The 17,399-nt window shown below is 64.6% G+C and carries 17 protein-coding genes; 10 read left to right on the top strand and 7 right to left on the bottom strand.

Features of this window, described 5'->3' with window-relative positions:
- The first annotated feature begins 169 nt into the window (after positions 1-169).
- Entirely contained in the window at positions 170-574 is a 405-nt protein-coding gene (locus CTR53_RS07685) for a PAS domain-containing protein (protein ID WP_290810844.1), read from the top strand.
- Positions 575-590: 16 nt separating this feature from the next.
- Here CTR53_RS07685 and CTR53_RS07690 read toward each other — a convergent pair whose 3' ends face one another.
- The gene (locus tag CTR53_RS07690; protein ID WP_290810851.1) at positions 591-1,502 is read right to left on the bottom strand and encodes an EamA family transporter; all 912 of its coding nucleotides are present in this window, start codon (positions 1,500-1,502) and stop codon (positions 591-593) included.
- Positions 1,503-1,654: 152 nt separating this feature from the next.
- On the opposite strand from CTR53_RS07690, the gene CTR53_RS07695 reads away from it, so the two are divergent.
- Positions 1,655-2,518, top strand: a complete 864-nt coding sequence (locus CTR53_RS07695) for a bile acid:sodium symporter family protein (protein ID WP_290810853.1) — start codon at positions 1,655-1,657, stop codon at positions 2,516-2,518.
- Here the strand turns inward: CTR53_RS07695 and CTR53_RS07700 are convergent, their stop codons facing one another.
- The gene (locus CTR53_RS07700) at positions 2,519-4,066 is read right to left on the bottom strand and encodes a YifB family Mg chelatase-like AAA ATPase (protein ID WP_290810856.1); all 1,548 of its coding nucleotides are present in this window, start codon (positions 4,064-4,066) and stop codon (positions 2,519-2,521) included.
- Positions 4,067-4,424: 358 nt separating this feature from the next.
- On the opposite strand from CTR53_RS07700, the gene CTR53_RS07705 reads away from it, so the two are divergent.
- Together CTR53_RS07705 and CTR53_RS07710 are read left to right on the top strand one after the other, a co-directional pair.
- Entirely contained in the window at positions 4,425-5,003 is a 579-nt protein-coding gene (locus CTR53_RS07705) for a TMEM165/GDT1 family protein (RefSeq protein ID WP_290810861.1), read from the top strand.
- 186 nt (positions 5,004-5,189) lie between these two features.
- Complete coding sequence (locus CTR53_RS07710) at positions 5,190-5,729, top strand: hypothetical protein (RefSeq protein ID WP_290810864.1); 540 nt, start codon at positions 5,190-5,192, stop codon at positions 5,727-5,729.
- A 1-nt stretch (position 5,730) separates the two neighbouring features.
- Here CTR53_RS07710 and CTR53_RS07715 read toward each other — a convergent pair whose 3' ends face one another.
- From CTR53_RS07715 to CTR53_RS07725, 3 genes are read right to left on the bottom strand one after another with little or no spacing between them, the layout of a single operon-like run.
- Positions 5,731-7,725: an LTA synthase family protein gene (locus CTR53_RS07715; protein WP_290810867.1), complete on the bottom strand. Its 1,995-nt coding sequence runs from the start codon at positions 7,723-7,725 to the stop codon at positions 5,731-5,733.
- A gap of 58 nt (positions 7,726-7,783) precedes the next feature.
- On the bottom strand, positions 7,784-9,163 hold the full coding sequence (locus CTR53_RS07720) for an ATP-binding protein (RefSeq protein ID WP_290810870.1): 1,380 nt from the start codon (positions 9,161-9,163) through the stop codon (positions 7,784-7,786).
- Positions 9,160-9,837 (bottom strand): response regulator transcription factor, encoded by a 678-nt coding sequence (locus tag CTR53_RS07725; RefSeq protein ID WP_290810873.1) that lies wholly within the window; start codon positions 9,835-9,837, stop codon positions 9,160-9,162. Before CTR53_RS07725 ends, CTR53_RS07720 begins: the two co-directional genes overlap by 4 nt.
- Before the next feature lie 242 nt (positions 9,838-10,079).
- Between CTR53_RS07725 and CTR53_RS07730 the strand changes: the two genes are divergently transcribed.
- From CTR53_RS07730 to CTR53_RS07740, 3 genes are all read left to right on the top strand, one after another.
- Entirely contained in the window at positions 10,080-11,252 is a 1,173-nt protein-coding gene (locus CTR53_RS07730) for a phosphoserine transaminase (RefSeq protein ID WP_290810877.1), read from the top strand.
- 94 nt (positions 11,253-11,346) lie between these two features.
- On the top strand, positions 11,347-12,921 hold the full coding sequence (gene serA, locus CTR53_RS07735) for a phosphoglycerate dehydrogenase (RefSeq protein WP_290810881.1): 1,575 nt from the start codon (positions 11,347-11,349) through the stop codon (positions 12,919-12,921).
- Positions 12,922-13,012: 91 nt separating this feature from the next.
- The gene (locus tag CTR53_RS07740) at positions 13,013-13,282 is read left to right on the top strand and encodes a hypothetical protein (RefSeq protein WP_290810883.1); all 270 of its coding nucleotides are present in this window, start codon (positions 13,013-13,015) and stop codon (positions 13,280-13,282) included.
- A 102-nt stretch (positions 13,283-13,384) separates the two neighbouring features.
- Here CTR53_RS07740 and CTR53_RS07745 read toward each other — a convergent pair whose 3' ends face one another.
- Complete coding sequence (locus tag CTR53_RS07745) at positions 13,385-14,080, bottom strand: YggS family pyridoxal phosphate-dependent enzyme (protein ID WP_290810885.1); 696 nt, start codon at positions 14,078-14,080, stop codon at positions 13,385-13,387.
- A gap of 110 nt (positions 14,081-14,190) precedes the next feature.
- On the opposite strand from CTR53_RS07745, the gene CTR53_RS07750 reads away from it, so the two are divergent.
- Entirely contained in the window at positions 14,191-14,733 is a 543-nt protein-coding gene (locus CTR53_RS07750) for a thiamine phosphate synthase (protein WP_290810888.1), read from the top strand.
- A 60-nt stretch (positions 14,734-14,793) separates the two neighbouring features.
- Here the strand turns inward: CTR53_RS07750 and CTR53_RS07755 are convergent, their stop codons facing one another.
- Entirely contained in the window at positions 14,794-15,540 is a 747-nt protein-coding gene (locus CTR53_RS07755) for a TorF family putative porin (RefSeq protein ID WP_290810891.1), read from the bottom strand.
- Between the two features lie 210 nt (positions 15,541-15,750).
- On the opposite strand from CTR53_RS07755, the gene CTR53_RS07760 reads away from it, so the two are divergent.
- The gene (locus tag CTR53_RS07760; RefSeq protein ID WP_290810894.1) at positions 15,751-16,554 is read left to right on the top strand and encodes an enoyl-CoA hydratase-related protein; all 804 of its coding nucleotides are present in this window, start codon (positions 15,751-15,753) and stop codon (positions 16,552-16,554) included.
- Positions 16,555-16,677: 123 nt separating this feature from the next.
- The coding region (locus tag CTR53_RS07765; RefSeq protein WP_290811667.1) for an AMP-binding protein at positions 16,678-17,399 on the top strand (722 nt) is incomplete at its 3' end.

Consider the following 17,399-nt stretch of genomic DNA (forward strand, 5'->3'; position numbering starts at 1 on the left):
AGGCTGCGTTGACCGTCACGTTTCCGCCCGAGGCTGGCGACAGCGAGCCAGATCCTAACGCGCGGACCGGGTGGAAGGTTACCGGATTTTTCGTCTCAGGGGTTGCGTTCTAACCGGAAAAGCACTGGGTTCGGCCGNNAGCCACGAGGTTACGATTTCGCATCCCCGGTTGCGGGCCCTGTTCGACCTCTGGGATGCCAAACGGGGTAGCCGTCAGGCGCCTCCACGCCAGGATTTCTCGCATGAAGACCTGCAGCCCTGGTTCGGGCATCTGATGCTGCTCGACTGCCTCGACAGCAACGAATACCGCTATCGCCTGTATGGCACGGCGTTGACGCGGCTGTTCGGCTTCGATCTCACCGGCAAGATGGTCGGCGCCTCGGCCGATCGCATCGGCGACAAGCCGCAGGATGAATATGCCAGGGTGGTGCGGATCGGCGCGCCGGTCTATGCCTCGCGCATCAGCCCGTCCGCACGCGAATATCTGCAGGTCGATAAGCTGGCGCTGCCATTGATGGAAGGCGGCCGGGTGACCAAGATCCTCGGCGCGATCTACCTGTCGGACGGCGAGTAGCGCCAAGCAGCCAAACTCAGCTCGCCTTGCGCGTCGGCAGCGACATCGCCGCCACGCCTACAACTACGAAAACCAGACCCAGCCAGGCTGAACCGGCCAGCGTTTCACCGAGGAACGCAACGCCGATCCCCACGCCAATCGGAATGCGTAAATACGCCTGCGAGGTCACGCCGACGGACCCCAGCGTGCGCACCAGCCGGAAATAGATCACGAAGGCAATCGCGGTCGAAAACACCGACAGCGCGACCAGCGCCAGCAGCGACGAATTCGACGGCTGCAGAGTCCAGGGCTGGTCGACCAGCAGGCTGAGCGGCACCAGGATGACGGCGCCGCAGAGCATCGAACCCGCCGCCGGTACCATCGAATCGAGATGCCTGAAATTATGGCCGTAGATCGCGGCGGCACCGTAGGACAGCGAGGCCAGCAGCATCGCCGCCTGGCCCCAAAGGTCGTTACCCAGGCCGGTAAAGGCGCCTACGCCCATGATCATGCAGACGCCGGCGATGCCCATGACGGTGCCGAACAGCTTGCGGCCCGTCACGGCTTCATGCCGCGTGATCGCCCAGGTGATCAGGAAGGCGAAGATCGGTGTGGTGGAATTCAGGATCGTGGCCAGTCCCGCATCGATGCGGGTTTCCGCCCAGGCGATCAGCGTAAACGGCATCACGGAATTCAGGCAGGCCTGGATGCCCAGGCTGCGCCAGGTGGCGCGGTCGCGCGGCAGCTGGATGCCGCGGGCCAGCAGGATGCAGAACAGCAGCCCGCCGGCGATCACGGTGCGCGCAGCGATGAAGGTCACCGGCGGGATGGTGTCCACGCCCAGCTTGATGAAGGTGAAGGAAGCGCCCCAGAGCGTGGCGAGACAGGCCAGCAGCAGAAGCTCCAGTGCCAGGGAGCGGGCGGGGGCGGCGGCAGCGGCGGTGGTCATAAGGAAAATCCTGCAAGGAGCGAATGCGCNNTGGCGACCGCGCGATTGCATCCTGACAATACGTAGCGGCAAACATGGAAACCTTTTCCGTCTTCGCGTAATCTTCGGATGCCGCGAAGACGGCCGGTAAGACGATTTAAGGGGAGAGCGTAATGGAAGGCGATATCGTCACCAGCATCCTGCTGCCGGGCATTCTGGCTTTCATCATGTTCTCGCTCGGCCTCGGCCTGACGGTGGAGGATTTCGCGCGCATCGTGCGCCAGCCGCGCGCGCTGCTGGTCGGCGTGCTGTGCCATTTCGTGCTGCTGCCGCTGATCTGTTTCCTGCTGCTCAAGGCCGTCGGCATTACTGGTGTCTTTGCCATCGGCTTCATGATCCTCGCCGCCTGTCCGACCGGAACCACCTCGAATCTGCTGACCTATATCGCGCGCGGCGATGTCGCGCTGGCAGTCAGCTTCACGGCGGTGGCCAGCGTGGCGACAATCTTCACCCTGCCGCCGATCGTGATCTGGTCGATGCAGCATTTCGGCGGCAACGCGCAGACAGTGTCGGTGCCGGTGGGCCTGATGATGGGGCAGATTTTCCTGATGCTCGGCGTGCCGGTTGGTCTGGGCATGCTGGTGCGCGGTCGCTGGCCCGAAGGTACGCTGCGTTGGGAACCGTGGGCGACGCGTGTCGCCGCCGTGCTGTTCATCCTCATCGTGCTCGGTGCCGTGGCGAAGAACTGGGCGTTGCTGCGCGACAATTTCGGCAGCCTTGCGGGCTTCGCCATCGGACTCAACCTGCTGATGCTCGCGGTCGGCTTCCTGGTCGCCTGGCTGGCGCGGCTGTCGCGCCGGCAGTCGGTCACGCTGGGCATCGAAACCGCCGTGCAGAATGCGACGCTCGCCATCGTGATCGCCAGCAGCGTGCTGCAGGACGATGCGCTGGCAATCCCCGGCGGCCTCTATGGCGTGCTGATGTATGCCGGCGGGCTGATCTTCGCTTTCGGTATGCGACGGTTTACGAAAGCCTGATCAGCGCACGAATCCGAGCCGGCGATAGCTCAGCGCTTCCGCGACATGTAGGCGGCGTACGCTGTCGCTGCCATCCAGATCGGCCAGTGTGCGCGCCACCCGCAGCACGCGGTGATAGCCGCGCGCCGTCAGGTGCATCGCCTTGGCAGCTTCGGTGAGCAGGTTGCGGCCGGCCTCGTCGGGTCCGGCGATCCGCTCCAGCAGTTGCCCATCGGCCTGCGCATTGGTGCGGATGATGCTGCGGCCGTCTTTCGACAATCCACCGCTGCCGGTATGGGCATAGCGCTCGCGCTGGATGTCGCGCGCCTGTGCCACGCGTGCGGCGACAGCGGCTGAGTCTTCGCCGGGCGGCGGTGCGGCCAGATCGTCTGGACTGACGGCGGGCACTTCCAGCGTCAGATCGATACGATCGAGCAGCGGACCGGACAGCCGCGCCTGATAATCGGCGCCGCATTTCGGCGCGCGGCTGCAGGCCTGCGCCGGATCGCCGAGATGGCCGCAGCGGCAGGGATTCATCGCCGCCACCAGCTGCACGCGGGCCGGATAGCTGACATGCGCATTGGCGCGTGCCACCACGCATTCGCCGGTCTCCAAAGGCTGGCGCAGAGAGTCGAGCGTCTGGCGGTTGAATTCCGGCAGCTCGTCGAGGAACAGCACGCCGAGATGGGCGAGGCTGACTTCGCCCGGCTTCACGCGCAGGCCGCCGCCGACCAGAGCCGCCATCGAGGCGGAATGATGCGGCGCGCGGAACGGACGTCGGCGCGTCAGCTTGCCATCGGGCAGTTGTCCGGCCAGCGAGGCGATCATGCTGACTTCGAGGATCTCGGCCGAATCCAGCGGCGGCAGGATGCCGGGCAGGCGCTGCGCCAGCATCGACTTGCCCGCACCTGGCGGGCCTATCAGCAAAAGATTGTGAGATCCGGCCGCCGCGACTTCCAGCGCACGTTTGGCGCTTTCCTGCCCCTTGATGTCGCGCAGATCGGGCAGGGCGGCAGTATCTTCGGCGGCGATGCCCGGTCGCGGATGCGACAGTACCTGGCTGCCCTTGAAATGGTTGATCAGCGCCAGCAGCGAGGGCGTCGCCAGCACGCGTTCGGCATCGCCGGCCCAGGCTGCCTCGCTGCCCTGAACTTGGGGACAGATCAGGCCGCGATCCTGCGCATGCGCCGACAGTGCCGCCGGCAGGATGCCGGTGACTGCGCCGACGGCGCCATCGAGGCCGAGTTCGCCGAGCGCGACATAGCCATCCAGCGCATCGGGCGGCAGCACGCCCATCGCCGCCAGCAGCGCCAGTGCGATCGGCAGATCGTAATGGCTGCCTTCCTTGGGCAGGTCGGCCGGCGCCAGATTGACGGTGATGCGTTTAGGCGGCAGCGCCAGGCCGATGGCGCCGAGCGCGCCGCGCACGCGTTCGCGGCTTTCGCCCACCGCCTTGTCGGCGAGGCCGACCACGGCAAAAGCCGGCAGGCCGTTCGACAACTGCACCTGCGCCTCGACGGACATCACCTCGATGCCCTGGAATGCGACTGTGCGGCAGCGTGCGACCATAGCGCCAGTTTATTCTTTGTTCTTGTGGAAACAAATACTCCAGATTGCTTTTCCTTAAATACCTCGCGCGATGGGAATATACACGTATGCACCCCGCATCTTGGCAGCCTGAGCAATCCGCGCTACAGAGATTGCGCACCCTTTGGGGAGTAGCCGTCCGCCGTCTTGCAGAAGATGAGCGGGGGAAGCGTCAACAGACTAGTCGAGCGGAGACCAGCCCTCTCGCCTTGGCGCTTCCGGACCGGAGGTCATGCTCCGGTATGGCGAGACCTTAGGCTTGTACCGTTGCATCCCGGACCGGGCGGCGACGGGACAGCCTATGGCCTGATCGCCGCCCGGTCCCCGATGTGCCTGCCCCATGTCCCTTGCTCCAGAGCTTTCCGCTTTCCTCACCACCATCGGCGTGGTTGCCGTCGCCGAGATCGGCGACAAGACGCAGCTGCTGTCGCTGCTGCTGGCGGCGCGTTTTCATCGGCCCTGGCCGATCCTCGCCGGTATTCTCGCGGCCACCATTGCCAATCATCTGGCCGCCGCCGCCATCGGCGTCTGGCTCGAAGACCTGCTGGCACCGCATGTTTTGCGCTGGGTGCTGATCGCGTCTTTCGTCGCCATGGCGGTATGGACGCTGATCCCCGACAAGCTGGAAGACGATGCTGCGCCGAAAAGCCGACGCTGGGGCGCGTTCCTCACCACGCTGACAATGTTCTTCATCGCCGAGATCGGCGACAAGACGCAACTCGCCACCACGGCGCTGGCGGCGCGCTACGATGCGATCCTGATCGTCACCGCCGGCAGCACGCTGGGCCTGATGCTGGCGAATGTGCCGGTGGTGTTTCTCGGCAAGGCACTGATGCGGCGGTTGCCGCTGAAACTCGCACGCACTCTGGCTGCGGTGGCCTTCCTGCTGCTGGCCCTCGTGCTGCTGCTGACCGGCTGATCGGGTGTCCGGCTGGGCGAGATATTCCTGTCGATTCCGACGGGACAGCCACCCGGCCGTTCAGGGTTGTCGTTTTTCTATGAACTGTCACCAACATGCCAGTGGATAGAGATATGGCGGTCCGGCTAAGATCGGGCTGTGATCCGGTGCCGCTGCAGGGCGGCCGGCCAAGAGAAGACGCAGACGATGACCAAGATTGCCGGCAAGAGCTACCGGAAAGCCGAGATCGAGACGCTGCTCGATGCGCTGAAGCGCCAGACCAAGCGGGCGCGCGCCAAGGCCGAGGATGCGATCCAGCGCATCGGCCATGCCACCTACGAACCCTATTACGAATATCGTGAATCGCTGACCGAGATCGAAGGCGTGATCGTCCTGATCGAGGACCGCATGGAGAATGCGGAAAAAAATGCCGCTGCCCAGTTGCAGGAATATCACAGCCAGCTGATCGTCGATCTGCTGCGCATGAAGATCGATGTGGTGTTGCGGGTTTTCCCCGCGCTGGAGAATGCGGAAGTCCTGCCGGTCGGCACACAGAAGGTTTTCCTCGCCACCATCTGGGAACTGCACGAGACGGTGGCCCGTGTCGACCGCGAGAAGATCCAGGGCGTGCTCGACGAAGACGCGCGCAAGCGGCTGACGGTGGCGGAAACCATCCTGCGCGAAGTGTCGGACCGCGCGCCGCGCCTGATGGAACTGGCGGCCGAGAGTAACGTCCGCTCGGGCTGAGTCAGGGGTTTTCCGACAATTCGTGATACTGCCGCGCATAGAACATGCGGTGCGCAGTCTGCGTCTGTGCCGCTGCCTGCTTCATGAGAAGCGTGGGCAGGGCTTTGGCCGGCACCGGCTGCAGCTGGAACGGTCCCGGCTGCATCGCGTAGGGCAGCAGGTCGCCTTTCGGGGTCAGCACCACGGCGTTATGGCCATCGCCCACCGCCACGTCGAAATTATGCGCCATGGCGATACGGCCACCGCCGGGCGGTACGCGACGCAGGTCGACGCCGAAGAACGGGCTGTCGTAGCTCAGGCCCAGCAGGCCGAGCAGGGTCGGCGCGACATCCATGCTGGAGCCCAGCACGGTATTGCGCGCCGGGTCGATATGCTTTGGCGCATAGATCGCCAGCGGCACGCGGAAAGCCTGCACCGGAATCTGTGCCGCGCCCCAGACTTTCGGTCCGTGATCGCCGATCATCACGAAGATGGTGTCGTCGAACCACGGCTTGCTGCGTGCGGCATCGATGAAGGCGCCCAGCGACCAGTCGGCATAGGCGGCGGCCTGTTCCTTGAATCCGAGGCCGGGCCGCTGGTCGATGCGGCCATCCGGATAACGGAAGGGACGATGGTTGCTGACGGTCAGGCAGGCAAAAAGGAACGGGCCAGGCTCTGCTGCCATTTTGTCGATGCGGCCCAGCGCCTCCTTGAACATATATTCGTCGGCCACGCCCCAGATGGTCTTGAAGCCGCGGTCGGCGATGTCGCCCTGGCCCAGCACCTGATCGAAGCCGATGGTTTCCCAGAAATGCCCCATATTGTCGAAGCTGGTTGGGCCGCCATACAGGAAGGCGGTGCGGTAGCCGAACTGCTTGAGCAGGAAGGGCAGGGAATTCATGCCTTCCGACCCGCTGCGCCGCGCCGTGGAGATGCCGGGGATTGGCGGGAAGGATGTGAATACCGCCTCCAGCGCACGCACCGTGCGGTCGCCGGTCGCGTAGATATTGCTGAAGAACAGGCTGTCTTTCGCGATCCGGTGCCAGTTCGGCGACACGGTTTTCCAGTAGTCGCGCTGCTTTTCCTCAAAGACATCCTCGAAGTAGACCGAGCCGAAGGATTCTTCGAGCACCAGCACCACATTCAGTTTCTTTGTCGGCATCGGGCCATTGTCGACATGTCGGCGCAGGCTGCGTTCGCCGGGTGCCGCCAGATCGGTCGTGTTGTCCTGCCGCACCATGTCGCGCAGCAGCGGAATCGCCTTGGCCTCGTCGATGCCGGGATAGATGCCGTCATACTTGCTATCATTGGTCAGGAAGGCGTTCAGGATACTGTGCATGCCGTTCACGGCCAGTTCGTTGGTCGTGCGCGCCGAGACCGGCTCGTAGGGTCCGCCATACAGAAAAGACAGCGCGAGCAGGGAGGCGAGCGCGGCAACCGCGAAGCTGCGGCGCCATTCCCCTGGTTGTACTGGCGTGTCCAGCGCACGGTTCAGGTGGGGCCGCAAGACGGCATAGAGAACCAGTACCGCAGCGGCGATGACCGGCAGGTAGATGTGCAGATCGAAGGATTCGCGGATATTGCCGAGCACTTCCCGGGGGAAGATCAGGTAATAGACGGCAATGCCGTTGAAGCGGCTGTTGTATTCATCCCAGAAGAACAGTTCGGCGATGGCGCTGAAGACGGTGACGCCGAGCAGGCCGATCAGCAGCAGATGGGCCAGCACCTTGCCGGTCTTCCAGCGCAGGACGCGGTGGAGCACATAGAGTCCCAGCAGGAAGGGCAGGCCGAGGACGATCGCGGTGGCGCCATCATCCGCCAGTCCGATCAGCCATACGGCAGCCACGGACAGGATCGTGTCGGGCGTGTCGTGTTCCACCCATACCGTCAGCGTCAGGCGTACGGTTGCCGCCAGCAGCAGGAAGATGCCGAGGCACAGCAGCCAGAAACCGAGTCGGGGGGGGATGCGGCGCGAGGATAGCGAAACGGAGATTTCGCGCAGGGGAACAAACAGCATGGGCGGTCCGACCTGTTGGGAGACTGCCGCTGAGTAACCGACCCTGCTTACAGCAAGCTTACGTGGCCTCGCCCCTGCTGCGTGGCAGATGCAGGATGAATTCCGCCCCGCCGCCGGGTGAATCGCCGACCGATACGCTGCCGCCATGACTGCGCATGGTTTCCGCCACGATGGCGAGACCCAGCCCGGCGCCGCCGTTCTGCGACCGGTTCCGGCCGCGCCAGAAACGCTCGAATATTTCGTTGCGCTGGGCGGGCGGCACGCCCGGGCCATGGTCGCGGACCGCGATGGCCGGCTCCGGCGTCACGATAATCGTCACCTCGGTGTCCGGTGCGGTATGGGCGATGGCATTTTCGACAAGGTTGCGCAGGGCGTTTTCGAGTATTTCCGCCGAAGCTTCCACCAGCACCGGCCGTGAGGCGGCGGTCAGCGCCAGCGTCTTGTGCGCGGCGATCGCCAGCGGTGCCAGGAAGGTGATGACCGTTTCCGCCACGTCGTTCAGGTCGACGATGGCGAATTGCGGCGGTGCCGCCTCCAGTCGCGACACCTGCAGCAATTGGCCGACCAGGCGGTTCATGCGCGCGATGTCTTCGGCCAGGCGCTGCGTCTCCGGGCCGGCGTCGAGTTCTGCCACCCGTGCAGTCAGCACCGCCAGCGGCGTGCGCAGTTCGTGCGCGGCGTTGGCGGTGAAGCGGCGCTGCATCTCGAAACCCTGTTCCAGGCGATCGAGAGCGGCATTGATGGCCAGTGGGAGTGCGCGGATTTCCTCCGCCACGTCGTCGGTTGGCAGGCGCAGGTTTCGGGTCTCCGGCCGGATCTGCAGGGCGCGGGCAGACAGTTGCTTGATCGGCCGCAGGCTGCTGCGGATCGTCCAGGCCGCCATCAGCAGTGCCGCAGCCAGCACCACAGGCACGGTCCAGCCGATATGCATGGCAAATTCGCTCAGCAGGGTGTCGATATAGACATCGGGATGGACCTGGCCCTGCGCCACGATCACGCGATAGCCCGGCGGCAATCCCTCGCTGCTCTGCAATGCGTAGTAGCTGCTCTCGCCGCCGCCGGCATCCAGCAGGCGGAAAACCGTCTCGCCATCGGCAGGATGGCTGAAGGCCAGGTCGACAAAAGCGGAGCGAGCCTTCTCGCTGGACGCCGCCACGATCTGGCCGGCGGGGTCGATCACGGCATAGAGATAGCCGTCGCCCGAATTGCGGTAGGCCTGTTCCAGTTCCGCCGGCAGGGTCAGAGTCATCACGCCATTACGAACATGCGTATGGGGCGCGATCTGCCTGGCCTGGATCTGCAATCCGACATCGTCGAGGTTGTCGAGCGCGAACCAGGCATATTGGCTGACAATCACCGCGACCAGCAGCGTCGATCCCAGCAACACCAGGCCCAGCCGCCAGGCCAGACGCGCCTGCAAAGACCAACGGCGACTCATGCGGCGGCTTCCGCCAGCAGATAGCCCACGCCGCGCACCGTATGAATCTCGCCGGAGAAGCCGTTGCCGGTCAGCTTGCGGCGCAGGCGATGCAGCAGCACTTCCAGAGAATTCGGCGTCACCTCGTCGTCGAAGCCGTAGATGCGTTCTTCCAGATGGCGCTTGGGCACCACGCGGCCGACCCGCCGCAACAGGTTCTCCAGCAGCGCCATTTCGCGCGCGGTCAGCGGCAGGGCCCGGCCGTCGATAGTGACCGTCCGGCCGATGGTGTCGAAGGAGATATTGCCGGCTTCCAGCACCACGCCCAGCGCGCCGTTCGGGCGTCGCAGCAGGGCTTTCAGCCGCGCGATCAGCTCATCGACGGCAAAAGGCTTCAGCAGATAGTCGTCGGCGCCGCTGTTCAGTCCGGCCACACGGTCATCGACGCCGTCGCGCGCCGTCAGGATCAGCACAGGCGTACTGTCGCGCTTGCCGCGCAATTCGCGCAGCACTGTCAGGCCGTCTTCGTCGGGCAGGCCGAGATCGAGAACCATGGCATCGAAACGCGATGCTGCCAGCGCATCGCGCGCCGCTTCCGCGGTCCCGGCCACGTCGACAGTAAAGCCGGCGCGAGCCAGGCTGCGCTGTACCAGGTCGAGCAGGGCAGTTTCGTCTTCGATCAGCAGGAGGCGCATGGCGTGGCCTTATCGGGTGGCAGGCTTACCGCCACCTTACGAAGCATGCACCTGCCGGCTGCGGAGTTGAAGGTTCCCATCCGGATATTTCCCGGTTTGACTGCGTTCTTTCCCGCGACGGAACCGCATTGTAACCGCCGGGTTGCGACATTTCGGCCATTGCGCGGCGAGGGGAGTCCGGGTAGAAGGGCCGTGGGACACGCCCCCCCAACGGGGCGCTTACTATCTGGAAGGATAGACAGATGACAAAGCCTGCAGTGCGCCCCAACTCGGCGCATTTCTCCTCCGGCCCCTGCGCCAAGCGCCCCGGCTGGACCCCCGAACTCCTCAAGAATGCCCTGGTCGGCCGCTCGCATCGCTCGAAAGAGGGCAAGCAGCGTCTGGTCGATGCCATCGAACTGCATCGCAAGCTGCTGGGCATTCCCGCAGATTACAAGATCGGCATCGTGCCGGCCTCCGATACCGGCGCCGTGGAAATGGCGCTGTGGTCGATGCTGGGCGCGCGCGGCGTCGAGGTCCTGGCCTGGGAAAGCTTCGGCGCCGGCTGGGGCTCGGACATTTCCAAGGAGCTGAAGCTCAAGGACGTCCGCACGCTGAAGGCCGGTTACGGCGAAATCCCCGACCTGAAACAGGTCGACTGGACCCGCGACGTCGTCTTCACCTGGAATGGCACGACCTCGGGCGTGAAGGTGCCGAACGGCGACTGGATCGCCGACACCCGCGAAGGCCTCGCGATCTGCGATGCCACCTCGGCCGTGTTCGCCATGGACCTGCCGTGGTCGAAGCTGGATGTCACGACCTGGTCGTGGCAGAAGGCGACCGGCGGCGAGGCGGCGCATGGCATGATCGTGCTGAGCCCGCGCGCCGTGCAGCGTCTGGAAACCTATACGCCGGCCTGGCCGCTGCCGAAGATTTTCCGCATGGCCAAGGACGGCAAGCTGATCGAAGGCATCTTCAAGGGCGAGACGATCAACACGCCCTCCATGCTCTGCGTGGAAGATATCCTTGATGCCCTGAAATGGGGCGAGAGCGTCGGCGGCCTGAAGGGCATGATTGCCCGTTCGGAAGCCAATCTGAAGGCGATTGCCGACTGGAAGGCCAAGACCCCCTGGGTCGATTTTCTTGCCGGCGACGCGGCTGTCCGCTCCAACACCTCGATCTGCCTCAAGGTGGTCGATCCCTGGTTCACCGCGCTGGGTCCGAAGGACCAGGAAGCGGCGGCCAAGCAGATCGCGTCCACCCTGGAGAAGGAAGGCGTCGCCATGGACATCGCGCATTATCGCGATGCCCCGCCGGGCCTGCGCATCTGGGGCGGTGCCACGGTGGAGACCAGCGACATCGTCGCGCTCTGCCCCTGGCTCGACTGGGCTTTCACTGAGGTGAAGGCAAACTACAAGCCGGCCGCGGCCGCCTGATCCAACGATCCACGGGCGCGCTCGCAAAGGGCGCGCCCGTTATCTCTTCCCGCATTCTGACATTCCCAAATTCTCACACCCGAGGACTCATCCCATGGTCAAGGTTCTGATCTCCGACGAACTGAGCCCCGCCGCCGTCGACATCTTCAAGTCGCGCGGCGTCGAGGTCGATATCAAGACCGGCCTGAAGCCGGACGAACTGCTCGCCATCATCGGTGACTATGACGGCCTGGCGATCCGTTCGGCCACCAAGGTCACCGCCAAGGTGCTGGAAGCCGCCAGGAAGCTCAAAGTCGTGGGTCGCGCCGGCATCGGCGTCGACAACGTCGATATTCCGGCCGCCACCGCGCGCGGCGTCTGCGTGATGAACACCCCGTTCGGCAACTCGATCACCACCGCCGAACATGCCATTGCCATGATGATGGCGCTGGCCCGCGAAATCCCGCTGGCTGACCGTTCCACCCAGGCCGGCAAGTGGGAAAAGAACCGCTTCATGGGCGTCGAACTGTATGGCAAGACGCTCGGCCTGATCGGCTGCGGCAATATCGGTTCCATCGTCGCTGACCGCGCCCAGGGCCTGAAGATGAAGGTGGTCGGCTACGATCCTTTCCTGACGCCGGAACGCGCCACCGCGCTGGGCATCGAGAAGGTGGAACTGGACGAGCTGCTGGCCCGCGCCGATTTCATCAGTCTGCACACCCCGCTGACCGAGCAGACCAAGAATATCCTGGATGCCAAGGCGCTGGCCAAGGTCAAGAAGGGCGTGCGCATCGTCAACTGCGCGCGCGGCGGTCTGGTGGACGAAGCCGCACTCAAGGATGCGCTGGACAACGGCCAGGTGGCTGGCGCCGCCTTCGACGTCTTCGTCACCGAGCCGGCGAAGGAAAACGTGCTGTTCAATCACGAGCGTTTCGTCGCCACGCCGCATCTGGGCGCCTCGACCAATGAGGCGCAGGAGAATGTCGCGCTGCAGGTGGCCGAGCAGATCAGCGACTACCTGCTGACCGGCGCCGTCACCAATGCATTGAACATGCCGTCGGTTTCGGCCGAAGACGCGCCGAAGCTGCGCCCCTACATGAAGCTGGCCGAACAGCTCGGCAGCTTCGTCGGCCAGCTGGCGGAGGCCAACCTGACCAAGGTGGTGATCGAATATGAAGGCCATGCGGCGACGCTGAATACGCGTCCGCTCACGGCCATCGTGCTGGAAGGCCTGCTGCGCCGCCAGCTTTCGAGCGTCAATATGGTCAACGCGCCGCTGGTGGCCAAGGAGCGCAATATCGAGGTCTCCGAGGTGAAGCATGAGCGCGAAGGCGACTACGCCACGCTGATGCGCGTCACCATCCATGCCGACAAGGTGCGCCATCTGTCGGGCACGCTGTTCGCCAACAAGAACCCGCGCGTGGTCGAGATCAAGGGTATCGACATCGACGCCGAGTTGGGTCCGCACATGCTCTATGTCACCAATGCCGACAAGCCGGGCTTCATCGGCCGTCTCGGCACGGTGCTGGGCGATGCCGGTATCAACATCGCCACTTTCCATCTCGGTCGCGCGGCACGCGGCGAGGATGCGATCTGTCTCGTCGAAGTCGATGGTCCGATCCCGGCCGATGTGGCCGAGAAGGTGAAGGCGATCCCGGGCGTGCGCCAGGCGACGCCGCTGCAGTTCTGAGTCAAGCGTTAAACACACTGTTTACAGCTTTACCGGGGCCGGGTTGGTTGCTTAACTGACCCGGCCCCTTCGATTCACGGAGTAACCGATCATGGCTCGTCTGGCCCGCCTCGCACTGACGCTTGCATTGCCGCTGGCTCTGATTGCCTGTGGCCCGCCTTCGACGGAAGAGGCGCTGAAGAAGGCCGAACCGGCCAAGACCAAGGCGCAGCTGGAAAAGGCACTCGGCAAACCGAGCGAATTGCAGAAGCTCGGCCCGCTCGAACAGTGGACCTACAAGACCAGCGATGGCTCGGTCACTTTCGTGATTGCCGGCGACAGCGTCACGCTGGCCTCGGGCGGCACGACGAAGAAGAACTAAGTCTGCACAGCTTTACTCGTCACCCTCGGGCTTGACCCGAGAGTCCCATTTGTTTCTATGCATGAAAAATGGGATGCCCGGGTCAAGCCGGCATGACGATCATTATATGGGGGCCGGATAACTCCGCCCCCCGAAAATCGCGCTGCCGACGCGCACATGCGTGGCACCCAGCATCACGGCTGTGTCGAAATCGCCGCTCATGCCCATGCTGAGCTGATCGAGCCCGTTGCGTTTCGCGATCTTGTTGAGCAACGCGAAATGCGGCGAAGGTTCTTCTTCGGCCGGCGGAATGCACATCAGGCCGACGACCGGCAGGTTCAACGCCCGGCAGGCGGCAATGAAGGCATCGGCCTCCTGCGGCGCGCAGCCGGCCTTCTGCGGTTCCTCGCCGGTATTCACCTGCACGAAGCAGGGTAGGCGGCGGCCGCTCCTGTCGAACTCTTTGGCCAGTTCCTGCGCCAGGCTGTCGCGGTCCAGCGTATGGATCACATCGAAATGCGCGACCGCCTGTTTCACCTTGTTGGTCTGCAGCGGGCCGATCAGATGCAGCACCAGGTCGGGATGCGTCTCGCGCAGGGCCGGATATTTCGCCATGCCTTCCTGCACGCGGTTCTCGCCGAAATGCCGCTGCCCGGCGGCCAGCGCCTCGACGACGGCTTCGGCCGGAAAGGTCTTGGCGACGGCAACCAGCTTTACTGCGGCGGGATCACGCTTGGCCGTCGCAGCGGCATCAGCGATCTGCTGCCGGATGGCGGTGAGGCGCAAGGCAACTGTGGCTTCCGGCGAGGGCTGGGTCATGGCAGGCTGCTGTAATGAAATCCCGAGTGCAATCTCAGGTCCGCAGGCTACCAACCGCGACGCATCGGCGGAAGCCTCTGCCCCCCATGGTCATGCCTGGGCGCTGGCTCGTGACCGACGCGGGCCGCCTGCCCGATCCGCTGCCGGCGATTGGGCGGCTTGAACGCGGCGACGGCGTGCTGTTCCGCCATTACGAACTGGCGCCGGCGAAACGCCTGGCGCTGGCGCAACAGGTGGCCGAGCTATGCCGTCGGCGCGGCCTGGTTCTGCTGGTCGCAGGTGACGCACGGCTGGCGCGTGCAGTTTCAGCCGATGGCCTGCATCTGCCGCAGGCTCTGATCGAGCATGCTGCCAGGGCGCGGCGGATGGGCCTGAGACTCGTCACCGTGGCGGCGCATGACGCTGCCGCCATCGCGCGGGCGGCGCGATGCGGCGCGGATGCGGTGCTGATCTCGCCGGTCTTTGCCACGGCGAGCCACCCCGGCGCCGCACCGCTGGGGGTGCTGCGCCTTGCAGCCTTGGCAACCGAGGCAAGGCGCCGCGGGCTGCAGGTCTACGCGCTCGGCGGCGTCACGCCGGCCAGCTTCACACGGTTGCGGCAGGTTCCGCTGGCCGGCTATGCCGCGATCGGAGCCTTCTCGCCGCAGGCATAAAAAAACCGCCGCCATCTTGCGATGGCGGCGGCGCTCGAACCGCCTGCAGGCGGTATCGGATCAGAAGGTGTAGGCGTAATTGAGCGACAGGACCACGGCGCTTTCGCAGATGCTTAGGCCGCCGCACTCGGTTTTCGACAGGTTGGTATCGACATACTGCACGCCGGCGGTGAAGCCCCAGTAGCTGGCGAACAGGCCGATATTGTAGTCGACGTAGCTGTCCTTGGTGAGGCCGAAGTTGGCCGGCTTGTCGATCGTCTGCTTGCCGATATTGGCCTTGATGGTCGGGCTGAACTCGGTCACCGGGATCGGCACCGCCACGCCGGCGGTGTAGTAGACGCCGGTGCCGCTGTTACCGAAATATTCCGGGCTGTAGTAGATCGCCGCGCTCGGCAGCACATAGCCGAAATCATAACCGACGGCGAGCTTGCCTTCGGTGAAATCCTGCGCTTCCGGTCCCTTGCCGGTGTAGTTGTAGCGGATGAAGCCGACATCGACGGCCAGCTTGTCGAAGGTGGCGCGCAGGCCGCCGACCAGGTCGACTTCGGCGGTGGTGCCGTTGTTGAAGTCGACGCTGCTGCCCCAGACGCCGGTATAGATCGTCAGCAAGTCGCTCGCCGCCAGGGTGGCGTCGAGGCCGGCCTGGAAGGCCGGGTTCTTGTCGCTCTGGCTGATGCCGCGGAAGCGGTAGTCGGACACGACGCCGGCGTTGACGGCGACGCCGAGCGGAATGTCGGCAGCCATGGCGGGAGCCGCGGCGACCAGGCCAAGGGCCACGAGGGCGGCGCGGAAAGCAAGTTTGGTCATTGGGGAAACCTCCGGGAAGTAAATTCGCGGACGAGATAAACAGGCGAACCCCTGTCCGACAAACACTTACCCTGTATTATGCCGGCCGAGCCCGGGAACTGTGTCTCTACGGTTACACTCGTACCGGGAAACGATCACACTGAATAAAATCTGTGCAATGAGCGTCGGTAATTTAATTTCAAACGCGCCACAGATTGGGGGGAGACCGTCATGACCGCGGCGCAGCCTTTGATTCTTGTCGAAACCTCCACCGAATCAGCCGCTATCCCGGCCGGCGTGCAGGTGATCCGGCTGAACTACCCCTCCAAGCGCAACGCCCTGTCGCTCGCCCTGCGTGCCGAACTGATCGCCGCCATGGAGGCCGCCATGGCGGCCCCGGCCGTGCGCGCCGTCGTGCTGACCGGTAGCGGCGGCGCCTTCTGCGCCGGCGGCGACATCTCCTCGATGCAGAATGTCGCCGGGGTATCCGGGCGCCAGCGTCTGGCCAATCTGCACCGGCTGGCCCGGCTGGTGGTGGCCGGACCCAAGCCGGTGATCGCCGCCGTGGAAGGTTACGCCTACGGCGCCGGCATGTCGCTGGCGCTGCTCTGCGACCAGGTGGTGGCCGCCAGCGATGCGAAATTCTGCTGCTCGTTTGGCAAGATCGGGCTGATGCCCGACATGGCGGCGCTGTGGACCGTGCCGCAGCGGGTCAATGCCGGCTGGGTGAAGCGGCTGCTGATGCTGGCGGAGGAAATCGACGGCGACACCGCCGGCCGTATCGGCCTGGCTGATGAGGTGACCGCGCCGGGCGAGGTGCTGACGGCGGCCCTCGCGCTGGCGGCGAAGTTCGCCGCCCTGGCCCCGCTGCCGGTCGGCTTTATCAAGACGACGCTGGCGCGCGGGCCGCAGCCGCTGGAGGCGCTGCTGGCGCAGGAGGCCGACGGCCAGGCCCTGCTGTTCAACTCTGCCGACTTCGCCGAGGGGCGGGATGCCTTCCTCGCCAAGCGCAAACCGGTGTTTACCGGCAGCTGAATTTCTGGACTGACGCCACGGTAGCGCCAGCCGGATCGACTGCCGGCCCGCCGCCGCTTGCAGGGGATTTTTCACCCCCATAGACTAAGGCGACAAAAACAAGTTTCTGCCAGGAGGAAACCGATGCTGGGTCTGATTCAGGACCGTCCGTTGCTGATTTCGCAGCTGATCGAATATGCCGCGCTGTACCACAGCAAGACGGAAATCGTGACCCGCACGGTGGAAGGCCCGATCCATCGCTATACCTATCGCGACCTGCGCGACCGTTCGCGCCAGCTGGCCAATGCGCTGACCCGGCTGGGCGTGAAACTGGGTGATCGCATCGGCACGCTGGCCTGGAACACCTACCGGCATTTCGAACTCTATTACGGCGTCTCAGGAATGGGTGCGGTGCTGCATACCGTGAACCCGCGCCTGTTCCCCGAGCAGATCGACTACATCGTCAACCACGCCGAAGACCAGTATCTGTTCTTCGACCTCACCTTCCTGCCGCTGGTCGAGAAGCTGGTGCCGCAGCTCAAGACGGTGAAGGGCTTCGTGCTGATGACCGATGCGGCGCATATGCCGAAGGACAGCAAGATCCCCAATCTGCTGTGCTACGAGGATCTGATCGGCAGGGAGCAGCCGGATTTCGCCTGGCCGGAATTCGACGAGCGCACCGCCTCGTCGCTCTGCTATACCTCGGGCACCACCGGCAATCCGAAGGGCGTGCTGTTCTCGCATCGCTCGAGCGTGCTGCACTCCTACGCGGTCTGCCAGCGCGACGGCCTCAATCTCGGCTCGGCCGATTCAGCGCTGGTGATCGTGCCGTTGTTCCATGCCAATGCCTGGGGCGTGCCCTACGG

The sequence above is a fragment of the Ferrovibrio sp. genome (assembly GCF_002796975.1).
Classification (GTDB): domain Bacteria; phylum Pseudomonadota; class Alphaproteobacteria; order Ferrovibrionales; family Ferrovibrionaceae; genus Ferrovibrio.